A 22,419-nucleotide genomic window follows, 5' to 3' on the forward strand; every position below is an offset into this window, starting at 1 on the left:
AGCACCACCCGAAAAGAGGGCTCAGGGCGATGGGGAGCCAGGCGCCGGGACATAAGGATGGAGGTAACAGTTCAGGGGTTCAACAGTTTGAAGGAGTGGTTGTCGTGGTGCAGGTGGCTGAGCGGGTTGCTGGGTGGCCGGGGCCGGTCACGGGGCGGGAGCGGGCGTTGGCTCCGGACCTGATCCGGGGTGCGATGTTGTTGCTGATCGGGCTCGCGAACGCGGCCAACTTCGCGTTCGCCGGACAGCCCGGACTGAACGGAGATCCGCACGGGCTCGAGCGGATCCTCAACCTCCTCAAGATCACGCTGGTGGATGCGCGGGCCTATCCGGTGTTCGCGGTGATGTTCGGCTACGGGCTGGTCCAGCTCGCCCGGCGGCAGCGGAACGCGGGCACCACCGCGAGCGGAATACGGAAGATCCTGCTCAAGCGGAACGGCTGGCTCGTCGCCTTCGGCCTGGCCCACGCGACGCTCTTGTACTTCGGTGACTTCCTCGGCGCCTACGGCATCGTCGGGATCCTCTGCACGCTGCTCCTGCTGAATCGGGGCGACAAGTTCCACAAGATCATCCTGTGGATCTGGGGAGCCCAGGTCGTCTACACGATCATCGCCGCCGGCCTGGTCGTGCTCGCCATCGCCAACAGTTCCGGCCCGGCCCACACGATGACCGACAGCCCGAACCCGTCACTGGCCGCCAAGAACTACGGCGCCGGCCTGGTCAACCGGCTGCACGAGTACCCGCTGCACACCGCCACCGTGCTCGGTTTCATCGTCATCGTCTGGATCGGCATCTGGGCAGCACGCAAGCAACTGCTGGAGAACCCGCTGGCCCACCGCACCCTCCTGATCCGGGTCGCCACGGTCTGCATGGGCATCACCATCCTGGGCGGCCTCCCGCTCGCTCTGGTGTCGGCCGGCTGGCTGCACGTCGACGCTGCCGCGGTGGATGCGATGAGCTTCCTGCACAACATCAGCGGCCAGTTCGGCGGCCCGGGGTACATCGCACTGTTCGCCCTGCTCGTCGGCAAGCTCACCGCGAACCGCCGGCCGGACCAGCTGGGTCTGCTGATCACGGCGATCTCGGCACTCGGTCAGCGTTCGATGAGCGGCTACCTGTTCCAGTCGATCGCCTGGATGCTGCTGCTGGCCCCGTTCACGCTGAACCTGGGTGACCGGCTCGGCAACACTGCCTTCACCGCCGCGGGTGCCGCGATCGCGGTCTGGACGATCTCGGTGATCGGCGCCTACCAGCTGAAGAAGCACTCGTACCGCGGTCCGGCCGAGACCCTGCTCCGCCGCCTGACCTACTGAGAACCGGCTGACCTACTGAGACCGCGATCGGCAGGACACCTCCCCGACGGGTGTCCTGCCGATCGCCGTTGCCGGGCGCTTTGAAAGGATGGGCCGTATGAGCAGCGACTTCGGCGTACCGGAACCGGCCAACCTGTCTTCCCTGGGCGCGTCGGAGGATCCGATCGCCGAGTCGAGCGTGCGGCTGGCATTGCCCGCCGAGGCCGACGCGATCGGCGAGATCCAGGTCGCCGCCTGGCGCCGCGCCTACGAGAACCTGCTCCCGGCCGACGTGCTCGCCGACCTCAACCCGGCCCAGTTCGCCGCCCAGTGGCGGGCCGCGCTACTCGCTCCCGGAGAGGCCCGCAACCGCGTCCTGGTCGCACTGGCAGGCCGCTCGCTGGTCGGCTTCGCCGCGATCACCGCGTCGGACGACCCGGACGCCGACCCGCGCCACGACGCCCTCGTCGCCGAGCTGGCGGTCGACCCCGAGGCCACCCGCGCCGGGCACGGCTCGCGCCTGCTGAATGCAGTGGTCGACACCATCCGCGCCGACGGCTTCAGCCGCGTCACCGTCTGGGTGAACTCCACCGACGACGTCCTCCGCGGCTTCTACACCGAGTCCGGCTGGGGCGCCGACGGCGCCCACCGCGAGCTCGACCTGTACGGCGACGGCTCCGTCCGCGTCAAGCAGATCCGGCTCCACACCGACCCCACTCCGGCCGACGACTGATCAGCCGCCAGTCTGCTCAGGCACCTTCGCACCCAGCAGCGCCAGGCAGTTGGTCCACAGAGCTTCGAGTCGCTGCGGGTCGTTGAAGAGCTTGGCGAACAACACCTGACCCTCGAGCTGGGCAACCACCGAGCGGGCCGCCCCGCGGTCGTCGGCCACCGTCACCTCGCCGCGCGCACGGGCATCGGCGACAACCAGCTCGACCAGATCCACCTGCTCGTCGAAGATCTCCTGCAGGCGTTTGCGGATCGGCTCGGCCTGGTTGCTCAGCTCCAGTGTCAGGTTGCCGAACAGACAGCCCGAGACGGTGCCACAGGTCTGCTGACCGGCCAGCTGAGCTGCCTCGGTCGCCTCGAACAGCTTCCGCAACCGCTGGAGCGGCTCCGCATCACTCTGCAGGATCGCGGTCCAGTCGCGCCGCTGGTCTTCCCAGTGCCGGTCGATCACGGCCAGCCCCAGGGCTTCCTTGGACTCGAAGAAGTAGTAGAAGCTGCCCTTGGGCACGCCGGCCGCCTTGCAGATCTCGGCCACGCCCAGCGACGAGTACCCACGCACCTCGATCAGCGCCTGCGCCACCGAGAGGATCTTCTCCCGCGCATCACTTGTCCGTCCCATGTTGTTCAGTGTACGACCGGTCGTCTACTCTCTTAGTCGACCGGTCGGCTAGTTTCTGTTTCCGTTGAAGGAGAGTCGCGATGGGCAACCCGATGCACGACGTACTGGACCAGTGGAAGGCCGCGTTCGACGGCCACCAGCCCGAGGCCATGGCCGAACTATTCACCACCGACGCGCTGTTCCAGGGCTTCGGCCCCGAGGTGATCGCCGGCCGGGACGCGGTCCGTGACTACTACGCGGCCGTCGCCGACAACCGCAGCGCGGATGTCGACCTCCTGCACACCTACACGATCGGCGACCAGGCCGCCGGCGGCTTCGCGGACGTCACCTTCCGCGACCCTACCGGTTGGACCGCTCCGGTCCACCTGTCCCTGGTCCTTCGGTTCGAGGACGGCGCCTGGAAGATCCGCCAGTACCACGTGTCCCGAATCAGCACCGAGCACTGACGCGCTCCTCACCGACTCCGCGGTCGTCTGCGGCCGGCAGTTGATGCGGGAACCCGACCCGCAGTACTGCGGCCGCGACCGCCGCGGTGGCGACGACGACCGCCGCGAGGATCAGCGCCTGGTGGTAGCCGTTCCGGAGCAACGGGGTGACCACCAGCGGCCCGAGGATCTGGCCGACGGAGTACCCCGCGGTCAGCAGGGCCACCGCCCGCGGGTACTGCAGGTGTGAACCAGCCGCGAGGGCGATCGTGCCGATTCCCAGGAACGTCGCCCCGAACAAGAACGCGGAGATCAGCGCTGGTGCCACGCCACCGACCAGTGCGGGCAGAGCAATCCCGACGGCCTGCACGATCAGCGCGGTGAACAGCAGGTCCGGCCGCGACCACCGACGCCCCAGCCAGGCCCAAGCGGCCGAGGACGGCACCAACGGCGAGTCCGACCAGAACCCAGGCACCGCTACCGATCCAGCCCGGCGAACTCTGCTCGATCGCCGCGACCAAGAACGTGCCCGCCACCACGTAGCCGACGCCTTCGAGGCTGTAGCTGGCGAACAACGCTGAGAACCACCTGTGCGTCCGCGAACGCAGCCGCGTCACCGGCGTCCCGCCCTCGACTGCAGGCAACGCGGGACGCAGATTCCACGCCAGGACGGCGAAGACCACCGCCAGCGCAGCAGAGGCCAACCACGCGACCTGCCAGCTGGCCACCGAGCGAATGGCGAGCACAAGCAGTCCGGACAGAGCGATGCCCGCTCCTACTCCCCCGAACGCCCAACCGGGCAGGTGCGCCGGATGGTCACGCAGGTGGCTGAGCAGTGAGCTGACGACGATGACAAAGGCAAGGGCACTCGCGGCTCCCGCCAGCAGTCGCAGCACGATCCAGAGCGCAGTCGAATGGGTGGCTGCCATGCCCGCGAGCGTCGCAGCGATCAGGACGAGTGAGCCGCGCAGGACAGCCGACGAACGAACGAGACCGGGCGCCAGCGTGCCCACGACCGCACCGACGAGATAGCCGACGTAGTTGGCGGTGGCCAGGTTCGCGCCGGCCGCGGCGGACAGACCGGCCCGGGCATGCATCAACGGAAGGATCGGGGTGTAGACGAAACGGCCGATCCCCATCGCGGCTGCCAACGCCGCCGCGGCCTGCCCAACATGCACCCATGGCTTGGCAGTGGTTCGCATGACCTCATCGTCGGTCTCCCCGTCAAGCGCTCGCCACGACCGATCTGCTCCGTGCTGAAAGGCGCAGCCTCCTACCGGTGAACCCTTTCACACCGTCCAGGACGAACCGCATTTGATCTTTGTCGACCGGTCGTCTAGCTTCTTAGTAGACCGGTCGGCTAGTACTCATAACTCCACTGAAGAAGGTCCCTCATGAGCTCCACGCAAGGTCAGCAGGTCGCCGTCGTCACCGGCGCGTCCCGAGGCATCGGCGACGGTCTCGTCACCGCCTACCGCAAGCTCGGCTGGGCTGTCGTCGCCAACGCCCGCACCATCGCGCCGTCCGACGACGCCGACCTCGTCACCGTCCAGGGCGACATCGCCGATCCGGGGACTCCGGAGCGCGTGATCAGCGCGGCGATCGAGCGGTTCGGCCGCGTCGACACCCTGATCAACAACGCCGGCCTGTTCGTCGCCAAGCCGTTCACCGACTACACCGAGGAAGAGTTCGCCTCGCTGGTCGCGGTGAACCTGGCGGGCTTCTTCCGCGCCACCCAGCAGGTGGTGCCGCACATGCTCAGCCAGGGCACCGGCCACATCGTCAACATCACCACCAGCCTGGTCGACCACCCCAACTCCAACGTCCCCTCGGTACTGGCGTCGTTGACCAAGGGCGGTCTGCAGGCCGCCACGAAGTCGCTGGCGATCGAGTACGCCGCCCGCGGCATCCGCTCCAACGCCGTCTCCCCCGGCATCATCAAGACTCCGATGCACCCGGTGGAGACGCACGAGTCGCTCGCCGGCCTCCACCCGGTCGGCCGAATGGGTGAACTCTCCGAGATCGTCGAAGCCGTCCTCTACCTGGAATCCGCCCAGTTCGTCACCGGCGAGATCCTCCACGTCGACGGCGGCCAAAGCGCCGGGCACTAGCCCACCCCGTTCATTCGCCCCTTCACCCGGGCGTCGTGCGTCAGCCGGGTGAAGGGGCGAACGTTCACCCCGGGCTCGCCAGGCTGAAGCGGCGGCGATAGTCGGTCGGCGTCAACCCGGTACGGCGCCTCAACTGAATCCGCAGGTTGGTCGCCGTGCCCAGTCCGCATTGCCGGGCCACCGCATCCAGCCGGACCTCACCGGCTTCGAGCAACCGGCACGCCAGGGCGACACGTTCGGCGGTGAGCCAGGCGAGCGGCGTTGTCCCGAGCTCGGCCTGGAAGCGCCGGTGCAAGGTGGCCTGGCTCATGGACGCGTGTGAAGCGATGTCCGCGATCGTCAGCGGGCTCGCGAGTTCCGCCCGCACCCAGGCCAGTAGCGGAGCCAGCGAAGTGTCGGCGACCGGCGGGACCGGCTGGTCGATGAACTGGCGCTGGCCGCCATCGCGATGCGCGGTGAAGACGAGTCGGCGGCTGACCGCGTTCGCCACCTCTGCGCCGTGGTCGCGGCGAATGAGGTGCAGCCCGAGGTCCAGCGCCGCCGCGCTCCCGGCCGCTGTCAGAATGTTGCCGTCGTCAACGAACAGCACATCCGGCTCCAGCTTCACCGCGGGGAACATGCTGCTGAAGAGCTCAGCCCATCGCCAGTGCGTGGTTGCCCGCCGCCCGTCGAGCACACCGGCCGCCGCGAGCGTGAAGGCACCCGTACAGAAGCTGACCAGCCGGGCCCCGCGCGCGGCGGCCCGTCGTACTGCGTCAAGCACCGCGGGCGACGGTGGCACCTCGGGATCCGGGCGGTTCGGCACGATCACCGTGTCCGCGGTGTCGACCTGATCGAGCCCAGCCACACCGGTCAGCGTGAAGAACCCCGTGGCCAGGCGGACCGCCGGCTCCGGCGTACAGAGGGTCAGGTCGTACCAGGTGCGGTCGAGCTCCGGGCGGCGCAGGCCGAACAACTCGGTCGCCACGCCCAGCTCGAACGGGTTCGAGCCGTGGTCGACGATCAGCGCGACCCGGTGCGCCCGGTTGTGCGCCCGAGCGCGCTCACCGCCATGCGAGGATTCTTTCGACATACGCTATTCCTAGCACTCACGCCGACCGGGCGCACGGGGTGACGATGATCAGGTGACTACCGAACCTGTCGACCTGAACGCCGCGCTGAAGACCTTCGACGAGCTGTGGAGCCCGCGGATCGCGGCGCGGATCAATGACTACGACGTCCGCGTGACCCACGTCGCGGGCTCCTACGTCTGGCACGTGCACGACACCACGGACGAGTTCTTCCTGGTGCTGGACGGTCAGCTCAGCATCGCACTGCGGGACCCGGACGAGCGCGTCGTCTCACTGACGCCAGGCTGTGTCTTCGTCGTGCCCCGCGGCGTCTACCACCGGCCGTTCTCCGACGGCGGCGCCTCGATCGTGGTGATCGACCCGGCCGGCACTCCCACCACCGGCGACACCCACGACCCGATCCCCGACCACATCAAGACCCACACCGGCCTGCCCCTGGGGGACTGACCTCAGTCCTTCGCCCACTGCTCGATGGCAGCGAGGAGTTCGTCGGGCTTGGCGGTCTGCACGTGGTGGCCCGCACCCTCGACCGTCACGAGGGTGGCATCCGGGAGCAGCTTCGCCGCGGCGGCCAGCGACTCCTGCGGGACCTTGCTCGTGGAGCCACCTCCGACAATCAAGGTGGGGACGGTGATCTTCGGCAGGTCCGCCCACCAGGCGGGATCCGGTTTCGCCTGCTGACCGTAGAGCGCGATCAGCATCTCCCAGTCGGCGATGAGCTCACCTTCCGGCTTCGGCGGGACCGTCCAGTCCCCGTCGCCGTCCGGTGGTGCCGCGTCGACGATGACCAGCCCGGTCAGGCGATCGACGTACCGCTCGGCGAAGAGCCACGAGACGCTCGCTCCCATCGAGTGGCCGCAGAGCAGGAACTTGCCGAGCTCGAGCCGATCGGCGAACTCCAGCAGGTCGTCCCGCATCTCCTCGAAGGAATACGTCGGGGTCCACACGCTCTCGCCGTGACCCCGCAGGTCCAGGGCGATGACCCGCCGGGTCTTCGCCAAGGTCGGTGCCACCTGCTCCCAGGTCGAGGAACTCCACCCCATCCCGTGCACCAGCACCATCGGCGGAGCCCCCTCATCGCCGTACCCGACGTAGTGGAACTCCCCCGCTTCGAGCGAAACCTTCATCCGACCATCCCCTTCCGTCAGCAACAGGCACCCAGCATCCACCCGCGCGGGGCCCGCGCTCGAGCCGCGCGGAACTCGTTCCCCTCAGGATCGCGCATGGTCACCCTAGAACCCGCGGCCGACAGATTGGTGGGCACGCTCCAGGCGAGCGCACCCACCACCGGTCAGCGTTCCTCGACCAGTTCCATCCGTTCGTCGGTGGCGTCCTCGATCTGGGCGAACGCGGCCCCGGCCTGGGGCAGGGCGGGCGCGCCGGCCAAGGCGGTCTGGAGCGCCTCCGCGGACTCCCAGCGCCAGAGGTCGAGCCAGGTGGTGTCGTCGACCTTGGCGAGACGGGTCTCGGTCAGGCCGTCGAACTGCGCGCGGACCGCGTCGATCAGGTCCGCCCGGGTCTTCAGCATCGCGTCGGCGTCCACCGACGGCTTCAGGCTGAATCGGGTCAGGCGCAGGATGGTCATCGCAAACTCCTTGTAGTTGGACTCTAGTGAGTAACTCTAGAGATAGACTACAAACATGATCCACGTCAAGAAGAGTGACGGACGCTCCGAGAAGGCACGGCTGACCCGCGGCCGGATCCTCGACGCCGCCGGCGAGCTGTTCGTGCGCGACGGGTACGGCGCGACCGCGCTGCAGGACATCGCCACGAAGGCGGGATGCGCGGTGCAGACGATCTACTACAGCTTCGGGAACAAGCAGACCGTGCTGAAGGAGCTGGTGGACCGGACGATCGCGGGTGACGACGAGCCGGTCGCGACCCTGGACCGGCCATGGTTCCGCGAGGCGCTGGCCGCGGAGACCGCCCAGGAGCAGCTCCGCCGGCACATCAGCGGCACCAGGGCGGTGCTCGAAAGAGTGGCGCCGATCATGAAGATGCTGGCGGCCGCCGCGTCAACGGATCCCGCGATCGGGGACCTCTGGCCGGACCAGCAGGAGGACCCGCGCCTCACCGTGCAGACCGCGGCCGCGACCGGCCTGCTGAGCAAGCCTGGCGCCCACGCGGGAGTCACCGTCGAGCACGCCGCGGACATCCTGTTCGGACTCCTCAGCCCCGAGCTCTATCTGCTCCTTGTGGACGAGCGCCACTGGACGCCCGCCGACTGGGAGAAGTGGACCCTCCAGACCGTCCTCCCCCAACTCTGCGAGTCCTGATCGCGGGTCGCTCCACGATCACTCGCAGCTCCCGCGACGGGCCGGGGGTGGTGCTCGACCGTCACACCCTGACATGACAGATTGCGACGGTCCGATCACGCTTGGCCATCCGATTGGAGGATGTATGAAGTTCCGTACCCTGGCCGTCGGCCTCGGTATCAGTGCTACGGCACTACTGGCGATCCCCGGCTCCGGGGCGACCGCCTCGGTCGAGGCCCCACAAGCACAGCCGCGAGTGCAGCTAGGCCCGAACAAGGTGGCAAAGCGGTACCTGGACCAGAGACCCGCCTGGCAGCAGTGCGGCGACCCGGAACTGCGCACGTACTGCGCGAAGATCGCCGCCCCGCGCGACTGGTCGAACCAGTACTCAGGCAAGGACACCCAGCTCGCGATCAGCAAGATCGCCCCGGCCAAGGGCAAGCCGAGCCGGGTCGTGTTCGGCAACCCGGGCGGCCCCGGCGCGGCGGGACTCGGCATGGCGCCGTACCTGGCAAAGCCAGAAGGAACTCGCCAAGGACCATCTCACGGTCGGGTTCGACCCGCGCGGCACCGGCGACAGCGACAACGTCACCTGCGAAGGCGCCCCGGGCTACACGATGGACGCGCGCGACCGCGACCGGTGGAACCTCGACCTGATCTCCGAGGCCTCCCGCCGCCCCGTACTGCGCGCGCCAGTCGCGCGATCTGCTGCCGTACGTGAACACCGCGCAGACCGTGCAGGACATCGACCTGATCCGCCAGTTGCTGGGCTACGACAAGATCGACTGGGTCGGCTACTCCGGCGGCACCTGGTTGGGCGCGTACTACCAGACCTACTTCCCCGAGCACGTCGGCCGCTTCGTGCTCGACTCGAACACGGACTTCACCCGGCCGTGGCTGGACACGTTCAGTGCGCAGCCGCAGGGATTCGAGCGCCGATTCCGCGAGGATTTCGCGAGTTGGGCAGCGAAGTACGACGCGAAGCTGAAACTCGGAAGTTCTCCACGGCTGGTGATCAGGACCTACGAAAGACTCCGGGCGGAGCTGAAAAAGCAGCCGGCGGTAGAGGAGTTCCTGGACGGGTCGGTGAAGATCAGCTACGACCAGAACGCCCTGGACAACATCGTTGCCGGGGATATGTATACAAAGATGGATTTCCCCTCACTGGCTCTCGATCTGGCATTTCTGCGTGATCTTTCAGCGGCTCAGAGTAAAGGGCGGACCACGGGCCGCGCAACGGAAAGTGGACGAGCTCCCACTGGCCCGTCAGCGGCAACTCGTCGAGCGCGCGACCCGGCACACGGTCGGCCTGGCGCTGTTCGGTCTGCGGCAGTCCGGCCGGCCGTTCGCGGAGAGCGCCGAGAACGCGACCTTCACCGCGGTCACCTGCAACGACACCGCCTGGCCGCAGGGGCGCGAGGTCGGTGACCAGCTGGCCGCCCGGCTTGGACCGCACTATCCCCTGCTCGGCTGGGGCATGAACGAGAACCCCTGCTTCTACTGGGATCGGCCGCAGCTCGAGATGCCCGTCCCAACCGGCAAGGGACTGCCGACGACACTGATGGTGCAGTCGGTGCATGACCCCGCCACCAACATCTCGCTCGCCCGGTCCGCCCACAGCCGGTACACCGGGTCGCGGCTGCTCACGATCGCCGGCGAGGGCGACCACGGCATCTGTGGCGGTGTGAACAAGTGCGCCGACAAGATCGTCAACACCTTCCTCACCACCGGGAAGGCGCCGGCCAAGGACACCACCTGCGCGGGCGAAGGCATTCCGGCGCCGACCGCGCCGTATTCCACCGACTATGCCGAAGGCGCACCACTGAGCCGGGTCGCCGGATTCACCAGGGCGATCTCCGGTTATCTGCGCTAATTTGGCAGTTCACGTCGTGAAATAACCGCATTCTCGGGCCGAATTCCGGTACACAGGGAAAACGCCTGGTCACGATCGGCAAGGTCGTGACCAGGCTTTCGTTGTCAGTATGTCTTTGTCAGGGCATTGTCAGGGTTTCGTCCCTGTGCGACAGAGGGTGACCACGCCAACCTTGAGTCAGCGCGGGAGAACCAAGCGTCGACCGGGAGGGCTCGGCGTGAGGGGAACATCGCCAACGAGGCTTCGGCCGGCTGTGGTGTGGGGGGACTGCCTGGGGGGTCAGACAGAGACACAGCCGGCCGGGACCCGTTCTCGCTTGTCCAAGCCCGCTCTCAGATCCCTCGCGGGGTACCTTCGATCCCCCAGGTCGTGGTGCCTCGCGAGGCCAGATTTGCCCGTACTCCGCGGCGGGGCGGCCCCGGAGTACGGGCATTCCCCTGTTCAGGTTCGCCTACAGACAGTCAGCAAGAGCCGGTCGAACGTCCTGATTAGCTGCGGTGTCTCAGAGCCAGGTGGAGCGGTCGGATGCGTGAGCCGGGCCGGGGTAGCCGTCGGCGACAGCGGCCAGCGGGGCGGAACGGCCGGCGGACCAGGCGGCGCGGAAGGCCCGGCGGTCGAGGGACTGCTCGATCGCCTGGCGGGTCTCCAGATGGTCGGCCTTCTCCACCTCGGGCACGGGTGCCCCGATGACCTCGCGGATCCCCTCCGCAGCACCCAGCAGGAAGGCGGCGTACTCCGTCCGGTTCCGCTGCCGGGCGACCGTCGCCAGCTCCTCCAGCACGCTCGCGGAGCGCCAGCGGTCGCCCAGATCCCGATGCTCGGCCAGACTCTCGTCGAGCAGGTGCACCGCACGCTCGGTGAAACCACGGCGGCGCTCCACGATGCCCAGCTGGTTCAGTGACCAGGCGATGCCTTCGCGGTACCCGAGCCGTTGGGACAGCGCCAGGCTCTCCTGCAGCAGGTCCTCCGCCTCGCTCAACTCACCGCTGTACTGCGAGATCGTGCCGAGGCTGATCAACGCCCAGGCGAGGCCTTCGCCGTCGCCGAGCCGGCGGAAGCTGTTCATCGCCTTCCGGCAGCGCCGGGCTCCGATCTCCAGGTCACCGCGCAGCCAGGCGACGAACCCGAGGTTGTTGTGCGCCCAGGCCATCCCCGACCGGTCCCCCAGGCTCTCGAACAGGTCGTAGCTCTGGCAGTGCAAGTTCTCCGCGGTCACGTAGTCACCACGCTCCCGGGAGACTCCACCCAGACGCTGCATGACCAGCGCCGTACCGGCCGTGTCGTCGAGCTCCTTGTACTGCGCGAGGGCGGACTCGAGCCGGGTGGTCGCCACCTCGTACTCGCACTGCAGGAAGGCGAGCATGCCCGCGCCGAGCCAGACCTTCGCCCGGGGCGACGCCAGCCCCGGGTCGGAGGCGTCCGGCAGCGCAAGGGCGCGTTCCAGCCATTCGCCGCCTTCGGCATAGTGGCCGCGGAGGTAGCAGAACAACCAGAGACTTCCGGCAAGGCTGAGCGCTTCGCCGTTCGTGCCGGACCGCAGCGACCACGTCATCGCGCCGCGGAGGTTGTCCAGCTCGCCGTCCAGCCGGTCGAGCCAGTCGGCCTGGTTCGCCCCGCGCAGGTGGGTCTCAGCTTCCTCGGCCAACGCCGTGTAGAAAGCGGTGTGGTGCCGGGCTATCTCCTCGTAGCGGCCGGAGGCCACCAGCTGGTCCGCGGCGAACTCACGAATCACCGCGAGCATGTCGTACCGCGCGATGCCGCGGTCGCGGTTGACCCTGATCAGGGACTTGTCGACCAGCCGGCTGGTCAGGTCGAGCGCGCGGGCCCGCTCGAGGGGGCCCGGGCTGACGGTACCGGTGAGGACGGCGGCGGCCGCGTTCAGCGTCCACCCGCCGACGAACACCGACAGCAGCGCGAACAACTCCCGCTCCGCCCGGGTCAGCAGCTCATGGCTCCACTCGATCGCGCCGTACAGCGACTGCTGCCGAGGTCCTTCTGTCGTGTTCCCACCGGCCAGGATGCCGAACGAGCTCTCCAGCTCGGCAGCGAGCTCCTCGACGGTGAGGACGTTCGTCCGGGCGGCGGCCAGCTCGATCGCGAGCGGCATGCCTTCGAGCCTGCGGACCACCTGGGCGACCTGCTCCATCTGCTCGGCCGGAGCGTGGCCTCGTGCGGTCGCTCGATCCACGAACAGCTTGACCGCCGGCGAGTTCTCCAGCTGGTCCTCGGTCACCGGCAGCGCCAACGGCGGTACGACGAAAACGCTCTCGCCCTGGACCCTCATCAGTTCACGGCTCGACGCGAGCACCGACAGGTTCGGGCAGCGCTCCAGCAGGGTGGAACAGATCAGCGCGACGTCGGCGACGACGTGCTCGCAGTTGTCCAGCACCAGCAGCAGGCTCCGGGTGCCGACCTGGGCCGCGATCTCCTCGACCAGCCGGCCACCGTCGAGCGGGTGCAACCCGGTCGACGCGGCGATGGTCACCGCGACCGCGGCCGGATCCGAGACCGGTGCGAGCGGCACCCAGCAGATCCCGTCGTCGAACCTGTGGGCCACTCCCCCGGCGACCGCGAGCGCCAGGCGGGTCTTGCCGACGCCGCCGGGTCCGCTCAGGGTCAGCAGCCGGGTGCACCGCTCGCCGAGGAGCCGGCCGGCTTCGGCGAGCTCGGTAGCGCGGCCGACCAGTTCGTTCGCGGGGACCGGCGCCGGACGCATGGTCGCGCGCTGGCCCGGGTCGGCGTCGCGACGAGCAGCGGCGGTCAACTGGGCGCGGTCGGGCGCGCCGAGCTTCAGAGCGTCTCCGAGCAGCCTCAGCGTGTGTGGCCTGGGCGCTCGACGACGACCCCGTTCCAGGGCCGCGATCGCGTCGACACTCAGGCCAGCGAGTTCGGCCAGCCCCTCTTGTGACAGTCCGGCGTCGCGCCGGTGCCGGCGGAGCAGGTCACCGAAACCCGTTGGCTGGGCATCGTCCGAGCCGCGGCGAGACCCGTCTGATGGCAAAGGACGGCCCACCCAGTCTCCGACCTCGTGCGTGGCGGTCGCCGCGCACCCCCTGAAGGTATCCCCTACCGCACCGCATTGTCAGGCGATCCCGTAGCGTTCCCAGCCAACTCCCAGGAAACTCCCGGCTGACTCGGAGCGCTAACGCCCGGCGTGCTGGGCGATCGCGGTCCGCATCGAGGCCCTAGCCCGCTTGCGATCACCCGCCGCGTCGTACGCCGTGGAGAGGCGGAACCAGACCCGCCAGTCGTCCGGTGCGGCCTCCGCCTCCTCCTTGTACTTCGTGAAGGCGACGTCCGCGGCGGCGCGGTCGATCCGCCCGGACGGCCGCCTCGGGAGATCGTCGACGGGCAGCCCGCCCGACTCGCCGAGCTCCCGCGCGAGCGCCTCCGTCTGCCGCCCGAACTGGATCTCCCGCCAGACCAGGTACGCCCCGACCACCGGGATCACCAGGACGGCGATGCCCAGCCCGACGGCGACCGGATCGCCCGTGCCGATCAGCAGGACTCCCCGCCAGCCGAGCAGCACGGCGTACGCGAGGAAGACCACCGCGAGCACCACCGCGGAGCGTTTGGCCGTCATTCCCGACCCCGTCGTCTCAGGAGAGGTCGAGGAAGTGCTCGAGGCCCACGGTGAGGCCGGGGGTGCCGACGATCCGGCGAACGCCGAGCAGGACGCCGGCCATGAACGACTCGCGGTGCATCGAGTCGTGCCGGATCGTCAGGGTCTCGCCGATGTCGCCGAACAGCACCTCCTGGTGCGCGACCAGACCGCGCAACCGGATCCCGTGCACGCGGATCCCCTCGACGTCCGCGCCCCGCGCGCCCTCGAGTCCGGTCGTGGTGGCGTCCGGGATCGGCCCGGAATCCGCTTCCCGCCTGGCCTCGGCGATCAGCTCGGCGGTACGACGCGCCGTACCGGAGGGGGCATCCACCTTGTCGGGGTGGTGGAGCTCGATGATCTCGACGGATTCGTAGTACCGGGCGGCCTGGGCGGAGAACTGCATCATCAGCACGGCGCCGATGGAGAAGTTCGGGGCGATCAGTACCCCGACGCCGGGCTTGGCGTCGAGCTGCGCGCGCAGGGTGGCGAGGCGCTCCTCGTCGAAGCCGGTGGTGCCGACCACGGCGTGGATGCCGTGCTCGATGCACCAGGCAAGGTTGTCCATCACGACCTCGGGCCGGGTGAAGTCGACCACCACCTCGGCGCCGGCGTCGGTGAGTCCGGTCAGCTCATCGCCCTGGTCGAGCGCCGCGACCAGCTCGAGATCGCCCGCGGCCGCCACGGCCTGGCACGTCTGAGCACCCATCTTTCCCTTGGCGCCCAGCACCGCAACCTTGATCATCCGCACCCTTCCTCGTCACCGGTCCCGCCAAGGATCTCACCCCGCTCCCGGCGACAGCGATCAGGGAGTCCGGTCGGCCAACTACGTTCAGCCACCGATCACCCGATCCCGATCCAGGTAGACGGTCGCCCCCGACTCCCGAGCCCTCAACGCCCCCGCCAAGCGAGGACGCCCGACCTCCGTGTGCTGGGCGACGGCTTCCTCCGGCTCGAGCCAGTACGCCCCGCTGATCTCGTCCTCCTGCAGCACGAGCGGCGTCGCCGAGTCGATCGGGTCGGTATCGAACACATAGAGCATCGTGTCCGCCCTTCGCCCGATCCGGTGGTGCACCGCCAGCAGCCGGCCCACCCGGATCCTGAGACCGATCTCTTCGAGGGTCTCCCGTTCCGCGGCCTCTGCCAGGGTCTCGCCCGGCTCCACCATGCCGCCGACCTGGATCAGCGCGTCGCGGTACGGATTGCTGACCAGCAGGATCCGTCCCTGGAAGTCGGTGATCAGTACGCCGACCGCCGCCCGGTGGACCGGTGCCTCGTGGGGGTTCACGGGAGCAGTCTGTCGAGCGGCGGGGGCGCGGCCGGCGGGTTCAGGCGGTGACGGGGGTGGTGTAGGTGGATTGGGCTTCTTCAGCGAAGTGGCAGGAGACGGTCTGGCCGGTGGGGATCTGGCGGAGTTCGGGGATGTCGGTGGAGCAGCGGGCCTCGGCGCGGAGGCAGCGGGTGTGGAAGCGGCAGCCTGACGGCGGACTCACCGGGGAGGGCGGGTCACCGGCCAGGACGATGCGCTTGCGGCCCTGGCGGGCAAGGCCCGGCTCGGCCGAGAGCAACGCCTGCGTGTAGGGATGCGCCGGTACGTCGTACACCTCGTGGTGCTCGCCGAGTTCTGCCACGCGGCCGAGGTACATCACGGCGACCCGGTCGGACACGTGCCGGACCACCGACAGGTCGTGGGCGACGAAGATGATGCTCAGGCCGAGCTCGCGCTGCAGCCGCATCAGCAGGTTCACCACCTGCGCCTGGACGGACAGGTCGAGCGCCGAGACGGGTTCGTCGCAGAGCAGCACGTCCGGGTTCAGCGCGATCGCCCGGGCAATGCCGATGCGCTGGCGCTGTCCGCCGGAGAACTGGTGCGGGAACCGCGTCTCGTCCTCGGCCCGGAGCCCGACCAGTTCCAGCAGTTCGCGGACCCGGGCCCGGATGTCCATGCCCTTCGAGACGTCCGGGTGCACCTCCAGCGGCTCCGCGACGATCTCGCCGACGCGCATCCGCGGGTTGAGGCTCGAGTACGGGTCCTGGAAGACGACCTGGACGTTGCGGCGCCACTTGCGCAGGTCCTTGCCGTTCAGCTTGCTCACGTCGACCCCGCCGTACCGGACCTCGCCGGACGTCGGCTTCTCCAGCGCCGCGAGCAGCCGGACCAGGGTCGACTTGCCACAGCCGGACTCGCCGACGATGCCGAGCGACTCGCCCTTGCGCAGTACCAGGTCGACGCCGTCCACCGCCCGGACCAGCGTCCTGGTACCGAAGGAGAACGCCGGACTGATGTCGTAGTGCTTCACCAGTTCCGTTGCCACCAGCAACTCTTCGCTCATCACACCGCCTCCTTCGCGGAGATCGTGGTATGCCGGATGCAGGCCGCGTCCCGGCCGGGGGCGACAGTCAGCAGCTTCGGCACCTCGACCGCGCAGTCCTCGATCGCGTGTGGGCACCTGGTCCGGAACGCGCAGCCTGACGGGATCGCCCGCAGCGACGGCGGCGTGCCGGGGATGGTCGGCAGCTCCTGGCCCTTCAGCTCGGCCGACGGCATCGAGCCCAGCAGCCCTTCTGTGTAAGGGTGAACGGGATAGTCCAGCGCGTCCGCCGTGGCGGCCCGCTCGACCACGTGGCCGGCGTACATCACCACCACGTTGTCGGCGACGTCCGCCACCACACCGAGGTCGTGCGTGATCAGCACGACGCCCATGTCCCGCTCGGCCTGCAACTCCTCGATCAGTTCCAGGATCTGCGCCTGCACGGTGACGTCGAGCGCGGTGGTCGGCTCGTCCGCGATCAGTACGTCGGGGTCGAGCGCGAGGGCCATCGCCAGCATCACCCGCTGCCGCATCCCGCCGGAGAACTCGTGCGGGTAGTCGCGCACCCGCCTGGCGGCGGCCGGGATGCGGACCTGGTCGAGCATCTCGGCCGCGCGCTTCATCGCGTCCTGCTTGGACAGGCCGCGGTGCACCCGGTAGCACTCGGCGATCTGCTTGCCGACCGACTGGACCGGGTTCAGCGCGGACAGCGAGTCCTGGAAGACCATCGTGATCCGGTCGCCGACGATCTTGCGGCGTTCCTTCACCGGCATCGCGATCAGGTCCACCCCGCGGTACTCCGCGGTGCCGGACACGATCCGCCCGGGTGGCATCTCCAGGATCCCGGTCAGCGCCTGGGTGGAGACGCTCTTGCCGGAGCCGGACTCGCCCAGGATCGCCAGCGTCTCACCGGCCCGGACCTGCCAGGACACCCCGTCGACCGCGCGGACGGAGCCGTGCGGGGTGTCGAACTCGACGCTGAGGTTGTCCACCTTCAGCAGTACTTCACCGGTAGTCATCGCAGCAACTTCGGGTCGAGGGCGTCGCGGATCGAGTCGCCGATGATCATGAACGAGATCGTCATCGTCGAGATGAACAGCGCCGGCCAGAGGAACAGGTGGGGGGTGTCACGGTAGGACGCGGCGACACCGAACTGGCTGCCCCACGAGATCGACGGCGGTTGCAACCCGACCCCGAGGAACGTCAGCACGGCCTCCAGACCGACCAGTCCGCCGACCCCGAGCGTGGTCATCGCCAGCAGCGGGGCCATCGCGTTGGGGAACACGTGCTTGCGCAGGATCCGCCAGGGCGGGACCCCGATGGACCGGGCCGCCAGCACGTACTCCCGGTTGCGCACCGAGAAGACCGTCGACCGCATCACCCGCATGCCTTGTGGCCACCAGGTCAGCAGGATGACGGCGACGATGATCCAGATGCTCCGGTTCGGCACCGAGTTCAGGATCACGATCAGCGCGATCAGCCCCGGCAGGGCGAACAGCACGTCGGCGGTCCGCGAGATCACGGTGTCGACCGCGCCCGGGAAGTACCCGGCCAGCAGGCCGAGGATGCCGGCGACCACGAAGCCGCCGACACTGGCGACGACACTCACCAGCACGGACGGCCGGGCGCCGTAGATCACGTTGGCGAAGTAGTCGCAGCCCTGGATGTCGAAGCCGAACGGGTGCCCGGGCTCCCGGCCGTGCTGACTCTTGCCGAGCTCGCAGAACCGCGGATCGACGGAGGTGAAGATCCGTGGGAAGGCGGCCATCACGAAGAAGGTCAGGACCAGCAGCACGCAGACCACGAACTGCGGTTTGCGCAGCAGCGCCCGCAGCAGTTCGCGGTTGGACAGGGTCCGGCCCTCGAGGTCCTGGGTCTCGGTCTCGAAGACCTGTTGCGTCTCAGACATTGCGTACCCTCGGATCGATCGCGCCGTAGACGATGTCGACCAGCAGGTTGATCAGGATGAACATCAGGAACGCCAACGTGGACAGCAGCACCACCACGCCACCTTCCTTCAGCTTGATCGCCTGGAACATGAACTGGCCGAGCCCGGGCAGGTTGAAGATGCTCTCGGCAAGGACCGCGCCGGCGAAGATGCCGGCGAAGTCGATGCCCATCAGGGTGACGACGGGGAGAAATGCGTTCGGCAGCACGTGCCCCCAGAGGATCCGCTGCTCCCCCAGGCCCTTGGCCCGGCCCGTCTTGACGAAGTCGGCGTTCGCGGTGTCCACGATCGACGTTCTGGTCAGCCGCGCCATCCCGGCGAACCCGGTGATCGCGATACAGACCGCCGGCAGCAGATACGAGATCGGGTAGCCGTCGGCGACACCGGACACGGGCAGCCACTTGAGCTGTACGCCGAACACGTACTGCCCGGCGAAGTACAGCACCAGGCCCGGGACGGCCAGTACGACGAGCGTCGACAGCAGCAGCATCCGGTCGATCACGCCGTTGCGCCGGAAGCCGGCGTAGAGCCCGAACAGGAGACCGGCGATCCACTGCAACGCCAGGCTCAACGTGGCCAGCTTCAGCGTCACGGGGATCCGCAGCCTCAGCTGGTCGGCGATGTCGGCGCCGGCGAACGTAGTACCGAACTGGCCGGTGAGGATGTCCTTCATCGAGAGCAGGTACTGCACGATGAAGGGGTCGTCGAGGTGGAACTGGGCCCGCTTCGCCGCCAGTACGGCGGCCGGGATGGGCTTGTCACCGGCCAGTTCCCGCAGGGGGTCTCCGGGCATCGCGAAGACGAGCGCGAAGACCCCCAGCGTGACGATCAGGCCGATCGGGATGGCCGCCAGGATGCGGCGCAGGACGAACCGGGTCACTTGAACGTGGAGTAGAGCGCCTGGACACCGGTGTACTTGGACACCCGCGGCTCGATCTTCGCCGAGTGCAGGTAGGCGTTCTGCTTGGCGTACAGCGGGAGCAGCGGCATGTCCTCGAGCGCGATGTCCTCGGCCTGCTGGTACAGCTTGATCGCCTTCTCCTGGTCGGGCTCGGCGTCGCCCTGGGCCAGCACCTTGTCCAGCGCCGGGTTGTTGTAGCCGGCGAAGTTCGCGTCACCGGTGGACTTGAACATCGGGGTCAGGTAGTCCTCGATCGAGGGGTAGTCGTGACCCCAGCCGCTGAAGCGCAGGCCGTCGAGCTTGCGGGTGTCGGCCAGCTCGGTGATCTCCGAGCCCTGCTTGCCGGTGTACTTCACCTCGAGGCCGAGGTTCTGCCGGATCATGTTGCCGATCGCCTCGGCGAAGATCTGGCCGGTCGCGGAGGTGGTGTTGTAGTTGATGTTCACCGGACCGGAGAAACCGCCGGCCTCCTGGAGCAGCTGCTTGGCCTTGGCGGCGTCGAAGTCGCAGTACTTGCAGGCGTTGTCGCGGTAGCCGTTGATGTCCGGGGCGATCAGGCCCTTGCTCGGAGTGGACAGGCCGACCAGGTCGGCGAACGCCTTGCGGTCGATCGCCATCGAGAAGGCGTGCCGCAGCTTGGGGTTCTTGAAGCGCGCGTCCCAGGCCGGCAGCGTCAGGTAGTTGGCGCCGGAGCTCTCGGCCGTCACCCAGCCGTCGGGGGCGTCGGTCTTGAACGTCTTCACCTTGGTCGGCGGCACGTCGACGAAGTCCACGGTGCCGGCCAGGAACTCGTTGTACGCCGTATCCGCGTTCGGGATGTACCGGTAGGTGATGGAGTCGGCGTCCGGCGCGTTCGGGCCCTTGTAGCCGTCCCACTTGGCCAGCTTGATGTCCTCACCGGCGTTCCAGGTGCCGTCGAGCTTGTAGGCGCCGTTGCCGATCGGCTTGCGCTTGTAGGCGTCGGGGTTCTTGCGGACCTCCTCCGGCAGCGGCGCGAGCCCGAGGTACTGCAGGGTCAGGCCGAACTGCGAGAAGGGCACCTTGAGCTTGACCGAGAAGGTCATGTCGTCGATCTGCTTGAGGCCGCTCAGCGTCTTCACCGCGGTCGGCTTCGGGGTCGCGCCGTCGGGGGTCTCCGGGTTGAGCGCGTCGTAGCCCTCGACCTTGGAGAAGAAGCCGTTGTTCTTCCAGGCGGTGGAGCCCTGGGCGGTCAGGTTCCAGCTGTCCACGTAGTCCTTCGCGGTCAGCGGCTGGCCGTTCTGGAACGAGTTGCCGGGCTTCAGCTTGATCGTCCAGGTCTGGCTGGTCTGGTCCGGCGTGACGGACTCGGCCATCACGTTGACGGTCTTGCCACTGCTCGGATCGGTGGTGACCAGCGGAGCGAACATGGCCTGCGCGACCTGGATGCCGGCGCTGCCGTTCTCGTTCAGCGGGTTGATGTACTCCAGCGGGTCCGCCGCGATGGCGATCACCACACTCTTGGCGCCACCCGCGGCGCTGTCCCCACTGCTCTTGCCGTCACCACAGCTGCTGAGCACCAGGGCGAGGCCGAGTGTCACCCCCAGAACACCAGTCATACGTCGCACAGTCTGAACCAACTTCCTCGGCGGGAGGGCCGGTAGGCGGAGTAGCCGCCATGTTGGCTGGTCGAAACTGCGCATGTCAACGTTGTCAGGGACAAACTGGACGCAAGTAACAAACGCGTTACCTTGGCGAGACCTCTGAGCACCCTAGGCCGACAAGGCAGGCTTCGGACACGATAACCACGTTTCCGGCCCAAGTCATCAGACGATCCACGCCTGGGACCGTTTGCACACAGAAGTGGCGTTTCGCGCACTCGTCGATGGGTCAGCCGGGTGGGATGTTCTGGTTCAGGTGGAACAGGTTGCCCGGGTCGTACTGCTGCTTCAGGGCTTTGAGCCGGTCGTACGCCGAGGCGCCGTACGCGTCCCTGATCCGTGGCTCGCCCTCATCGCCCAGGAAGTTCACGTACACACCGGACTGGTGCGGTTCGAGCGCCCGCGAGGACTGCCGCACCCACTCGCGCTGCTCGGCGAAACCGTCCGGACCGGTCGTCGCGCCGACGAAGTTGAAGGTGTGCCCACTCGATCTGTCGCCGAACGCGGTCCCGGCCGCATCGACGCCGCGGATCGCGCCGCCGAGCTGGAAGATCGGGTACGACGTCAACGGCGAGTCGATCGCCAGGCCGCGCTCGACCGCGATGTCGATCACGTCGTCGGAGAGCTCGGCGACGTCACAGGCCCGCATGTAGTACCAGCGCCCGTGCGGGAAGCCCGGGTCGAGCATCGACTGGAGCGCGAGGTACGGCTTGGGTGTGCACAGGTCCAGCAACGGCGGTCCGAAGGCCTTGAGCGGTGCGAGCACTCGCTCGCCGTCCTCGACGGGACCGGCGTAACACGCGACGACCATCACCACCGGGCGTCCGTGGTACTCGGCTGGAATCGTGGGCAGCGGTGGCACCCATCGGTGGATGACTGCGGTGGTGAGCTCGTCCGGCACCTCGGTGATCCAGTCCCGGTAGAAGTGCAGCAGCTCGTGCGACGATTCCATCGGCCACAGGACGGGGCCGGCCAGCACGATCGGACCGACCGGGTGCAGCCGGAACTCGAACTCGGTCACGATGCCGAAGTTGCCACCGCCACCGCGAACACCCCAGAACAGGTCCGCGTTGACGTCCTCGCTCGCGGTGACCAGCTCACCCTCGGCGGTGACCAGGTCGACCGACTCCAGATTGTCGATGCTGAGCCCGTACTTGCGCATCAGCCAGCCGATCCCGCCGCCCAGGGTGAGACCGGCGACGCCGGTGTGGGTGACGATGCCGGAAGGCGTCGCCAGGCCGAAGGCCTGGGTCTCGCGGTCGAGCTCACCGAGCAGGACGCCGGCCTGGGCCCGGGCCGTCCGCCGGACCGGATCGACGCGGATGCCCTTGAGCGGCGACAGGTCGATCACGATGCCGCCGTCGCAGGTCGAGTGACCGGGAAAGCTGTGCCCGCCGCCGCGGACCGCGACCGGCAGACCAGTCCGCCGGCCCAAGCCGATCGCGGCGCGGATGTCGGCGACGCCGGTGCAGCGGGCGATCAGTGCCGGATGCCGGTCGATCGAACCGTTCCAGACCTTCCGGCGCTCGTCGTACGCCGCATCACCGGGGCCGACGAGCTCGCCGCGGAAGTCTGCTCTGAGATCGTTGAGTGCCTGTGCGTCGAGGTGCACGTCCGGAGTGATTGTGCTCATGGCGGGACCCCCTCCCTGCCGCCAGTCTGCT

Annotated in this window: 23 protein-coding genes and 2 pseudogenes; 9 read left to right on the forward strand and 16 right to left on the reverse strand. The window is 68.4% G+C overall.

The annotated features are described in order from the left end of the window. Positions 1-104: 104 nt before the first annotated feature. Together EV644_RS06360 and EV644_RS06365 are read left to right on the forward strand one after the other, a co-directional pair. Positions 105-1,313: a DUF418 domain-containing protein gene (locus EV644_RS06360; protein ID WP_241998012.1), complete on the forward strand. Its 1,209-nt coding sequence runs from the start codon at positions 105-107 to the stop codon at positions 1,311-1,313. A gap of 97 nt (positions 1,314-1,410) precedes the next feature. Next, positions 1,411-2,025, forward strand: coding sequence for a GNAT family N-acetyltransferase (locus EV644_RS06365; protein ID WP_132188100.1), 615 nt, complete (start codon positions 1,411-1,413; stop codon positions 2,023-2,025). On the opposite strand, the gene EV644_RS06370 is transcribed toward EV644_RS06365, so the two are convergent. After that, positions 2,026-2,640, reverse strand: coding sequence for a TetR/AcrR family transcriptional regulator (locus EV644_RS06370; RefSeq protein WP_132188099.1), 615 nt, complete (start codon positions 2,638-2,640; stop codon positions 2,026-2,028). It abuts the gene before it with no gap. Positions 2,641-2,720: 80 nt separating this feature from the next. On the opposite strand from EV644_RS06370, the gene EV644_RS06375 reads away from it, so the two are divergent. Next, positions 2,721-3,086: an SgcJ/EcaC family oxidoreductase gene (locus EV644_RS06375; protein ID WP_132188098.1), complete on the forward strand. Its 366-nt coding sequence runs from the start codon at positions 2,721-2,723 to the stop codon at positions 3,084-3,086. On the opposite strand, the gene EV644_RS45165 is transcribed toward EV644_RS06375, so the two are convergent. Further along, a complete protein-coding gene (locus EV644_RS45165) occupies positions 3,070-3,540 on the reverse strand; it encodes a YbfB/YjiJ family MFS transporter (RefSeq protein WP_199239668.1) in 471 nt (156 codons plus the stop codon). The two genes, EV644_RS06375 and EV644_RS45165, sit on opposite strands and share 17 nt — an antisense overlap. Before the next feature lie 10 nt (positions 3,541-3,550). Further along, positions 3,551-4,267: pseudogene (locus EV644_RS47675) on the reverse strand (YbfB/YjiJ family MFS transporter); the annotation flags it as partial. Positions 4,268-4,459: 192 nt separating this feature from the next. Between EV644_RS47675 and EV644_RS06385 the strand changes: the two are divergent. After that, positions 4,460-5,176 (forward strand): SDR family NAD(P)-dependent oxidoreductase, encoded by a 717-nt coding sequence (locus EV644_RS06385; protein WP_132188097.1) that lies wholly within the window; start codon positions 4,460-4,462, stop codon positions 5,174-5,176. 64 nt (positions 5,177-5,240) lie between these two features. On the opposite strand, the gene EV644_RS06390 is transcribed toward EV644_RS06385, so the two are convergent. After that, complete coding sequence (locus EV644_RS06390) at positions 5,241-6,248, reverse strand: GlxA family transcriptional regulator (protein ID WP_132188096.1); 1,008 nt, start codon at positions 6,246-6,248, stop codon at positions 5,241-5,243. Between the two features lie 52 nt (positions 6,249-6,300). Between EV644_RS06390 and EV644_RS06395 the strand changes: the two genes are divergently transcribed. After that, on the forward strand, positions 6,301-6,693 hold the full coding sequence (locus EV644_RS06395; protein WP_132188095.1) for a cupin domain-containing protein: 393 nt from the start codon (positions 6,301-6,303) through the stop codon (positions 6,691-6,693). Between the two features lie 2 nt (positions 6,694-6,695). Here the strand turns inward: EV644_RS06395 and EV644_RS06400 are convergent, their stop codons facing one another. Together EV644_RS06400 and EV644_RS06405 are read right to left on the reverse strand one after the other, a co-directional pair. Further along, a complete protein-coding gene (locus EV644_RS06400; protein ID WP_132188094.1) occupies positions 6,696-7,373 on the reverse strand; it encodes an alpha/beta fold hydrolase in 678 nt (225 codons plus the stop codon). Between the two features lie 164 nt (positions 7,374-7,537). Continuing rightward, on the reverse strand, positions 7,538-7,831 hold the full coding sequence (locus EV644_RS06405) for a hypothetical protein (RefSeq protein WP_132188093.1): 294 nt from the start codon (positions 7,829-7,831) through the stop codon (positions 7,538-7,540). 55 nt (positions 7,832-7,886) lie between these two features. Here EV644_RS06405 and EV644_RS06410 point away from each other — a divergent pair, with 55 nt between their 5' ends. From EV644_RS06410 to EV644_RS46085, 4 genes and pseudogenes are all read left to right on the forward strand, one after another. Next, positions 7,887-8,522 (forward strand): TetR/AcrR family transcriptional regulator, encoded by a 636-nt coding sequence (locus EV644_RS06410; protein ID WP_132188092.1) that lies wholly within the window; start codon positions 7,887-7,889, stop codon positions 8,520-8,522. Positions 8,523-8,646: 124 nt separating this feature from the next. Further along, positions 8,647-9,222 (forward strand): hypothetical protein, encoded by a 576-nt coding sequence (locus tag EV644_RS46075; protein ID WP_241998011.1) that lies wholly within the window; start codon positions 8,647-8,649, stop codon positions 9,220-9,222. A gap of 14 nt (positions 9,223-9,236) precedes the next feature. Further along, positions 9,237-9,440: pseudogene (locus tag EV644_RS46080) on the forward strand (alpha/beta fold hydrolase); the annotation flags it as partial. Positions 9,441-9,744: 304 nt separating this feature from the next. Further along, the gene (locus EV644_RS46085; protein WP_241998010.1) at positions 9,745-10,374 is read left to right on the forward strand and encodes an alpha/beta hydrolase; all 630 of its coding nucleotides are present in this window, start codon (positions 9,745-9,747) and stop codon (positions 10,372-10,374) included. Positions 10,375-10,876: 502 nt separating this feature from the next. Here EV644_RS46085 and EV644_RS06420 read toward each other — a convergent pair. The 10 genes from EV644_RS06420 to EV644_RS06465 form a co-directional block, all read right to left on the reverse strand. Continuing rightward, the gene (locus EV644_RS06420) at positions 10,877-13,387 is read right to left on the reverse strand and encodes an ATP-binding protein (protein ID WP_241998009.1); all 2,511 of its coding nucleotides are present in this window, start codon (positions 13,385-13,387) and stop codon (positions 10,877-10,879) included. 129 nt (positions 13,388-13,516) lie between these two features. Continuing rightward, complete coding sequence (locus tag EV644_RS06425; RefSeq protein WP_132188091.1) at positions 13,517-13,957, reverse strand: hypothetical protein; 441 nt, start codon at positions 13,955-13,957, stop codon at positions 13,517-13,519. A gap of 16 nt (positions 13,958-13,973) precedes the next feature. Next, the gene (dapB, locus tag EV644_RS06430) at positions 13,974-14,720 is read right to left on the reverse strand and encodes a 4-hydroxy-tetrahydrodipicolinate reductase (protein WP_199239669.1); all 747 of its coding nucleotides are present in this window, start codon (positions 14,718-14,720) and stop codon (positions 13,974-13,976) included. Between the two features lie 87 nt (positions 14,721-14,807). Beyond that, positions 14,808-15,263 (reverse strand): NUDIX domain-containing protein, encoded by a 456-nt coding sequence (locus EV644_RS06435; protein WP_158292757.1) that lies wholly within the window; start codon positions 15,261-15,263, stop codon positions 14,808-14,810. Between the two features lie 40 nt (positions 15,264-15,303). Next, positions 15,304-16,308 carry an ABC transporter ATP-binding protein gene (locus tag EV644_RS06440; protein ID WP_132188088.1) on the reverse strand — a complete coding sequence of 335 codons (1,005 nt, stop codon included), beginning with the start codon at positions 16,306-16,308 and terminating at the stop codon, positions 15,304-15,306. Continuing rightward, positions 16,308-17,306 (reverse strand): ABC transporter ATP-binding protein, encoded by a 999-nt coding sequence (locus tag EV644_RS06445; protein ID WP_132188087.1) that lies wholly within the window; start codon positions 17,304-17,306, stop codon positions 16,308-16,310. The genes EV644_RS06440 and EV644_RS06445 overlap by 1 nt, the downstream gene beginning before the upstream one ends. Continuing rightward, positions 17,303-18,196: an ABC transporter permease gene (locus EV644_RS06450; RefSeq protein WP_132188086.1), complete on the reverse strand. Its 894-nt coding sequence runs from the start codon at positions 18,194-18,196 to the stop codon at positions 17,303-17,305. Before EV644_RS06450 ends, EV644_RS06445 begins: the two co-directional genes overlap by 4 nt. Beyond that, positions 18,189-19,115 carry an ABC transporter permease gene (locus EV644_RS06455; protein WP_132188085.1) on the reverse strand — a complete coding sequence of 309 codons (927 nt, stop codon included), beginning with the start codon at positions 19,113-19,115 and terminating at the stop codon, positions 18,189-18,191. The genes EV644_RS06450 and EV644_RS06455 overlap by 8 nt, the downstream gene beginning before the upstream one ends. Then, positions 19,112-20,713 carry a peptide ABC transporter substrate-binding protein gene (locus tag EV644_RS06460; RefSeq protein WP_241998008.1) on the reverse strand — a complete coding sequence of 534 codons (1,602 nt, stop codon included), beginning with the start codon at positions 20,711-20,713 and terminating at the stop codon, positions 19,112-19,114. Before EV644_RS06460 ends, EV644_RS06455 begins: the two co-directional genes overlap by 4 nt. 271 nt (positions 20,714-20,984) lie before the next feature. Beyond that, a complete protein-coding gene (locus EV644_RS06465) occupies positions 20,985-22,388 on the reverse strand; it encodes an FAD-binding oxidoreductase (RefSeq protein ID WP_132188083.1) in 1,404 nt (467 codons plus the stop codon). Between the last annotated feature and the right edge of the window lie 31 nt (positions 22,389-22,419).

The organism is Kribbella orskensis, from assembly GCF_004342085.1.
GTDB classification, from domain to species: Bacteria; Actinomycetota; Actinomycetes; order Propionibacteriales; family Kribbellaceae; genus Kribbella; species Kribbella orskensis.

Bases quoted from the DNA above. Each gene is read 5' to 3' on its own strand.
- EV644_RS06365 (WP_132188100.1), top strand. From the start codon at position 1,411: ATGAGCAGCGACTTCGGCGTACCGGAACCGGCCAACCTGTCTTCCCTG.
- EV644_RS06370 (WP_132188099.1), bottom strand. From the start codon at position 2,640: ATGGGACGGACAAGTGATGCGCGGGAGAAGATCCTCTCGGTGGCGCAG.
- EV644_RS06375 (WP_132188098.1), top strand. From the start codon at position 2,721: ATGGGCAACCCGATGCACGACGTACTGGACCAGTGGAAGGCCGCGTTC.
- EV644_RS06385 (WP_132188097.1), top strand. From the start codon at position 4,460: ATGAGCTCCACGCAAGGTCAGCAGGTCGCCGTCGTCACCGGCGCGTCC.
- EV644_RS06390 (WP_132188096.1), bottom strand. From the start codon at position 6,248: ATGTCGAAAGAATCCTCGCATGGCGGTGAGCGCGCTCGGGCGCACAAC.
- EV644_RS06400 (WP_132188094.1), bottom strand. From the start codon at position 7,373: ATGAAGGTTTCGCTCGAAGCGGGGGAGTTCCACTACGTCGGGTACGGC.
- EV644_RS06405 (WP_132188093.1), bottom strand. From the start codon at position 7,831: ATGACCATCCTGCGCCTGACCCGATTCAGCCTGAAGCCGTCGGTGGAC.
- EV644_RS06410 (WP_132188092.1), top strand. From the start codon at position 7,887: ATGATCCACGTCAAGAAGAGTGACGGACGCTCCGAGAAGGCACGGCTG.
- EV644_RS46075 (WP_241998011.1), top strand. From the start codon at position 8,647: ATGAAGTTCCGTACCCTGGCCGTCGGCCTCGGTATCAGTGCTACGGCA.
- EV644_RS06425 (WP_132188091.1), bottom strand. From the start codon at position 13,957: ATGACGGCCAAACGCTCCGCGGTGGTGCTCGCGGTGGTCTTCCTCGCG.
- dapB (WP_199239669.1), bottom strand. From the start codon at position 14,720: ATGATCAAGGTTGCGGTGCTGGGCGCCAAGGGAAAGATGGGTGCTCAG.
- EV644_RS06440 (WP_132188088.1), bottom strand. From the start codon at position 16,308: ATGAGCGAAGAGTTGCTGGTGGCAACGGAACTGGTGAAGCACTACGAC.
- EV644_RS06445 (WP_132188087.1), bottom strand. From the start codon at position 17,306: ATGACTACCGGTGAAGTACTGCTGAAGGTGGACAACCTCAGCGTCGAG.
- EV644_RS06450 (WP_132188086.1), bottom strand. From the start codon at position 18,196: ATGTCTGAGACGCAACAGGTCTTCGAGACCGAGACCCAGGACCTCGAG.
- EV644_RS06460 (WP_241998008.1), bottom strand. From the start codon at position 20,713: ATGACTGGTGTTCTGGGGGTGACACTCGGCCTCGCCCTGGTGCTCAGC.
- EV644_RS06465 (WP_132188083.1), bottom strand. From the start codon at position 22,388: ATGAGCACAATCACTCCGGACGTGCACCTCGACGCACAGGCACTCAAC.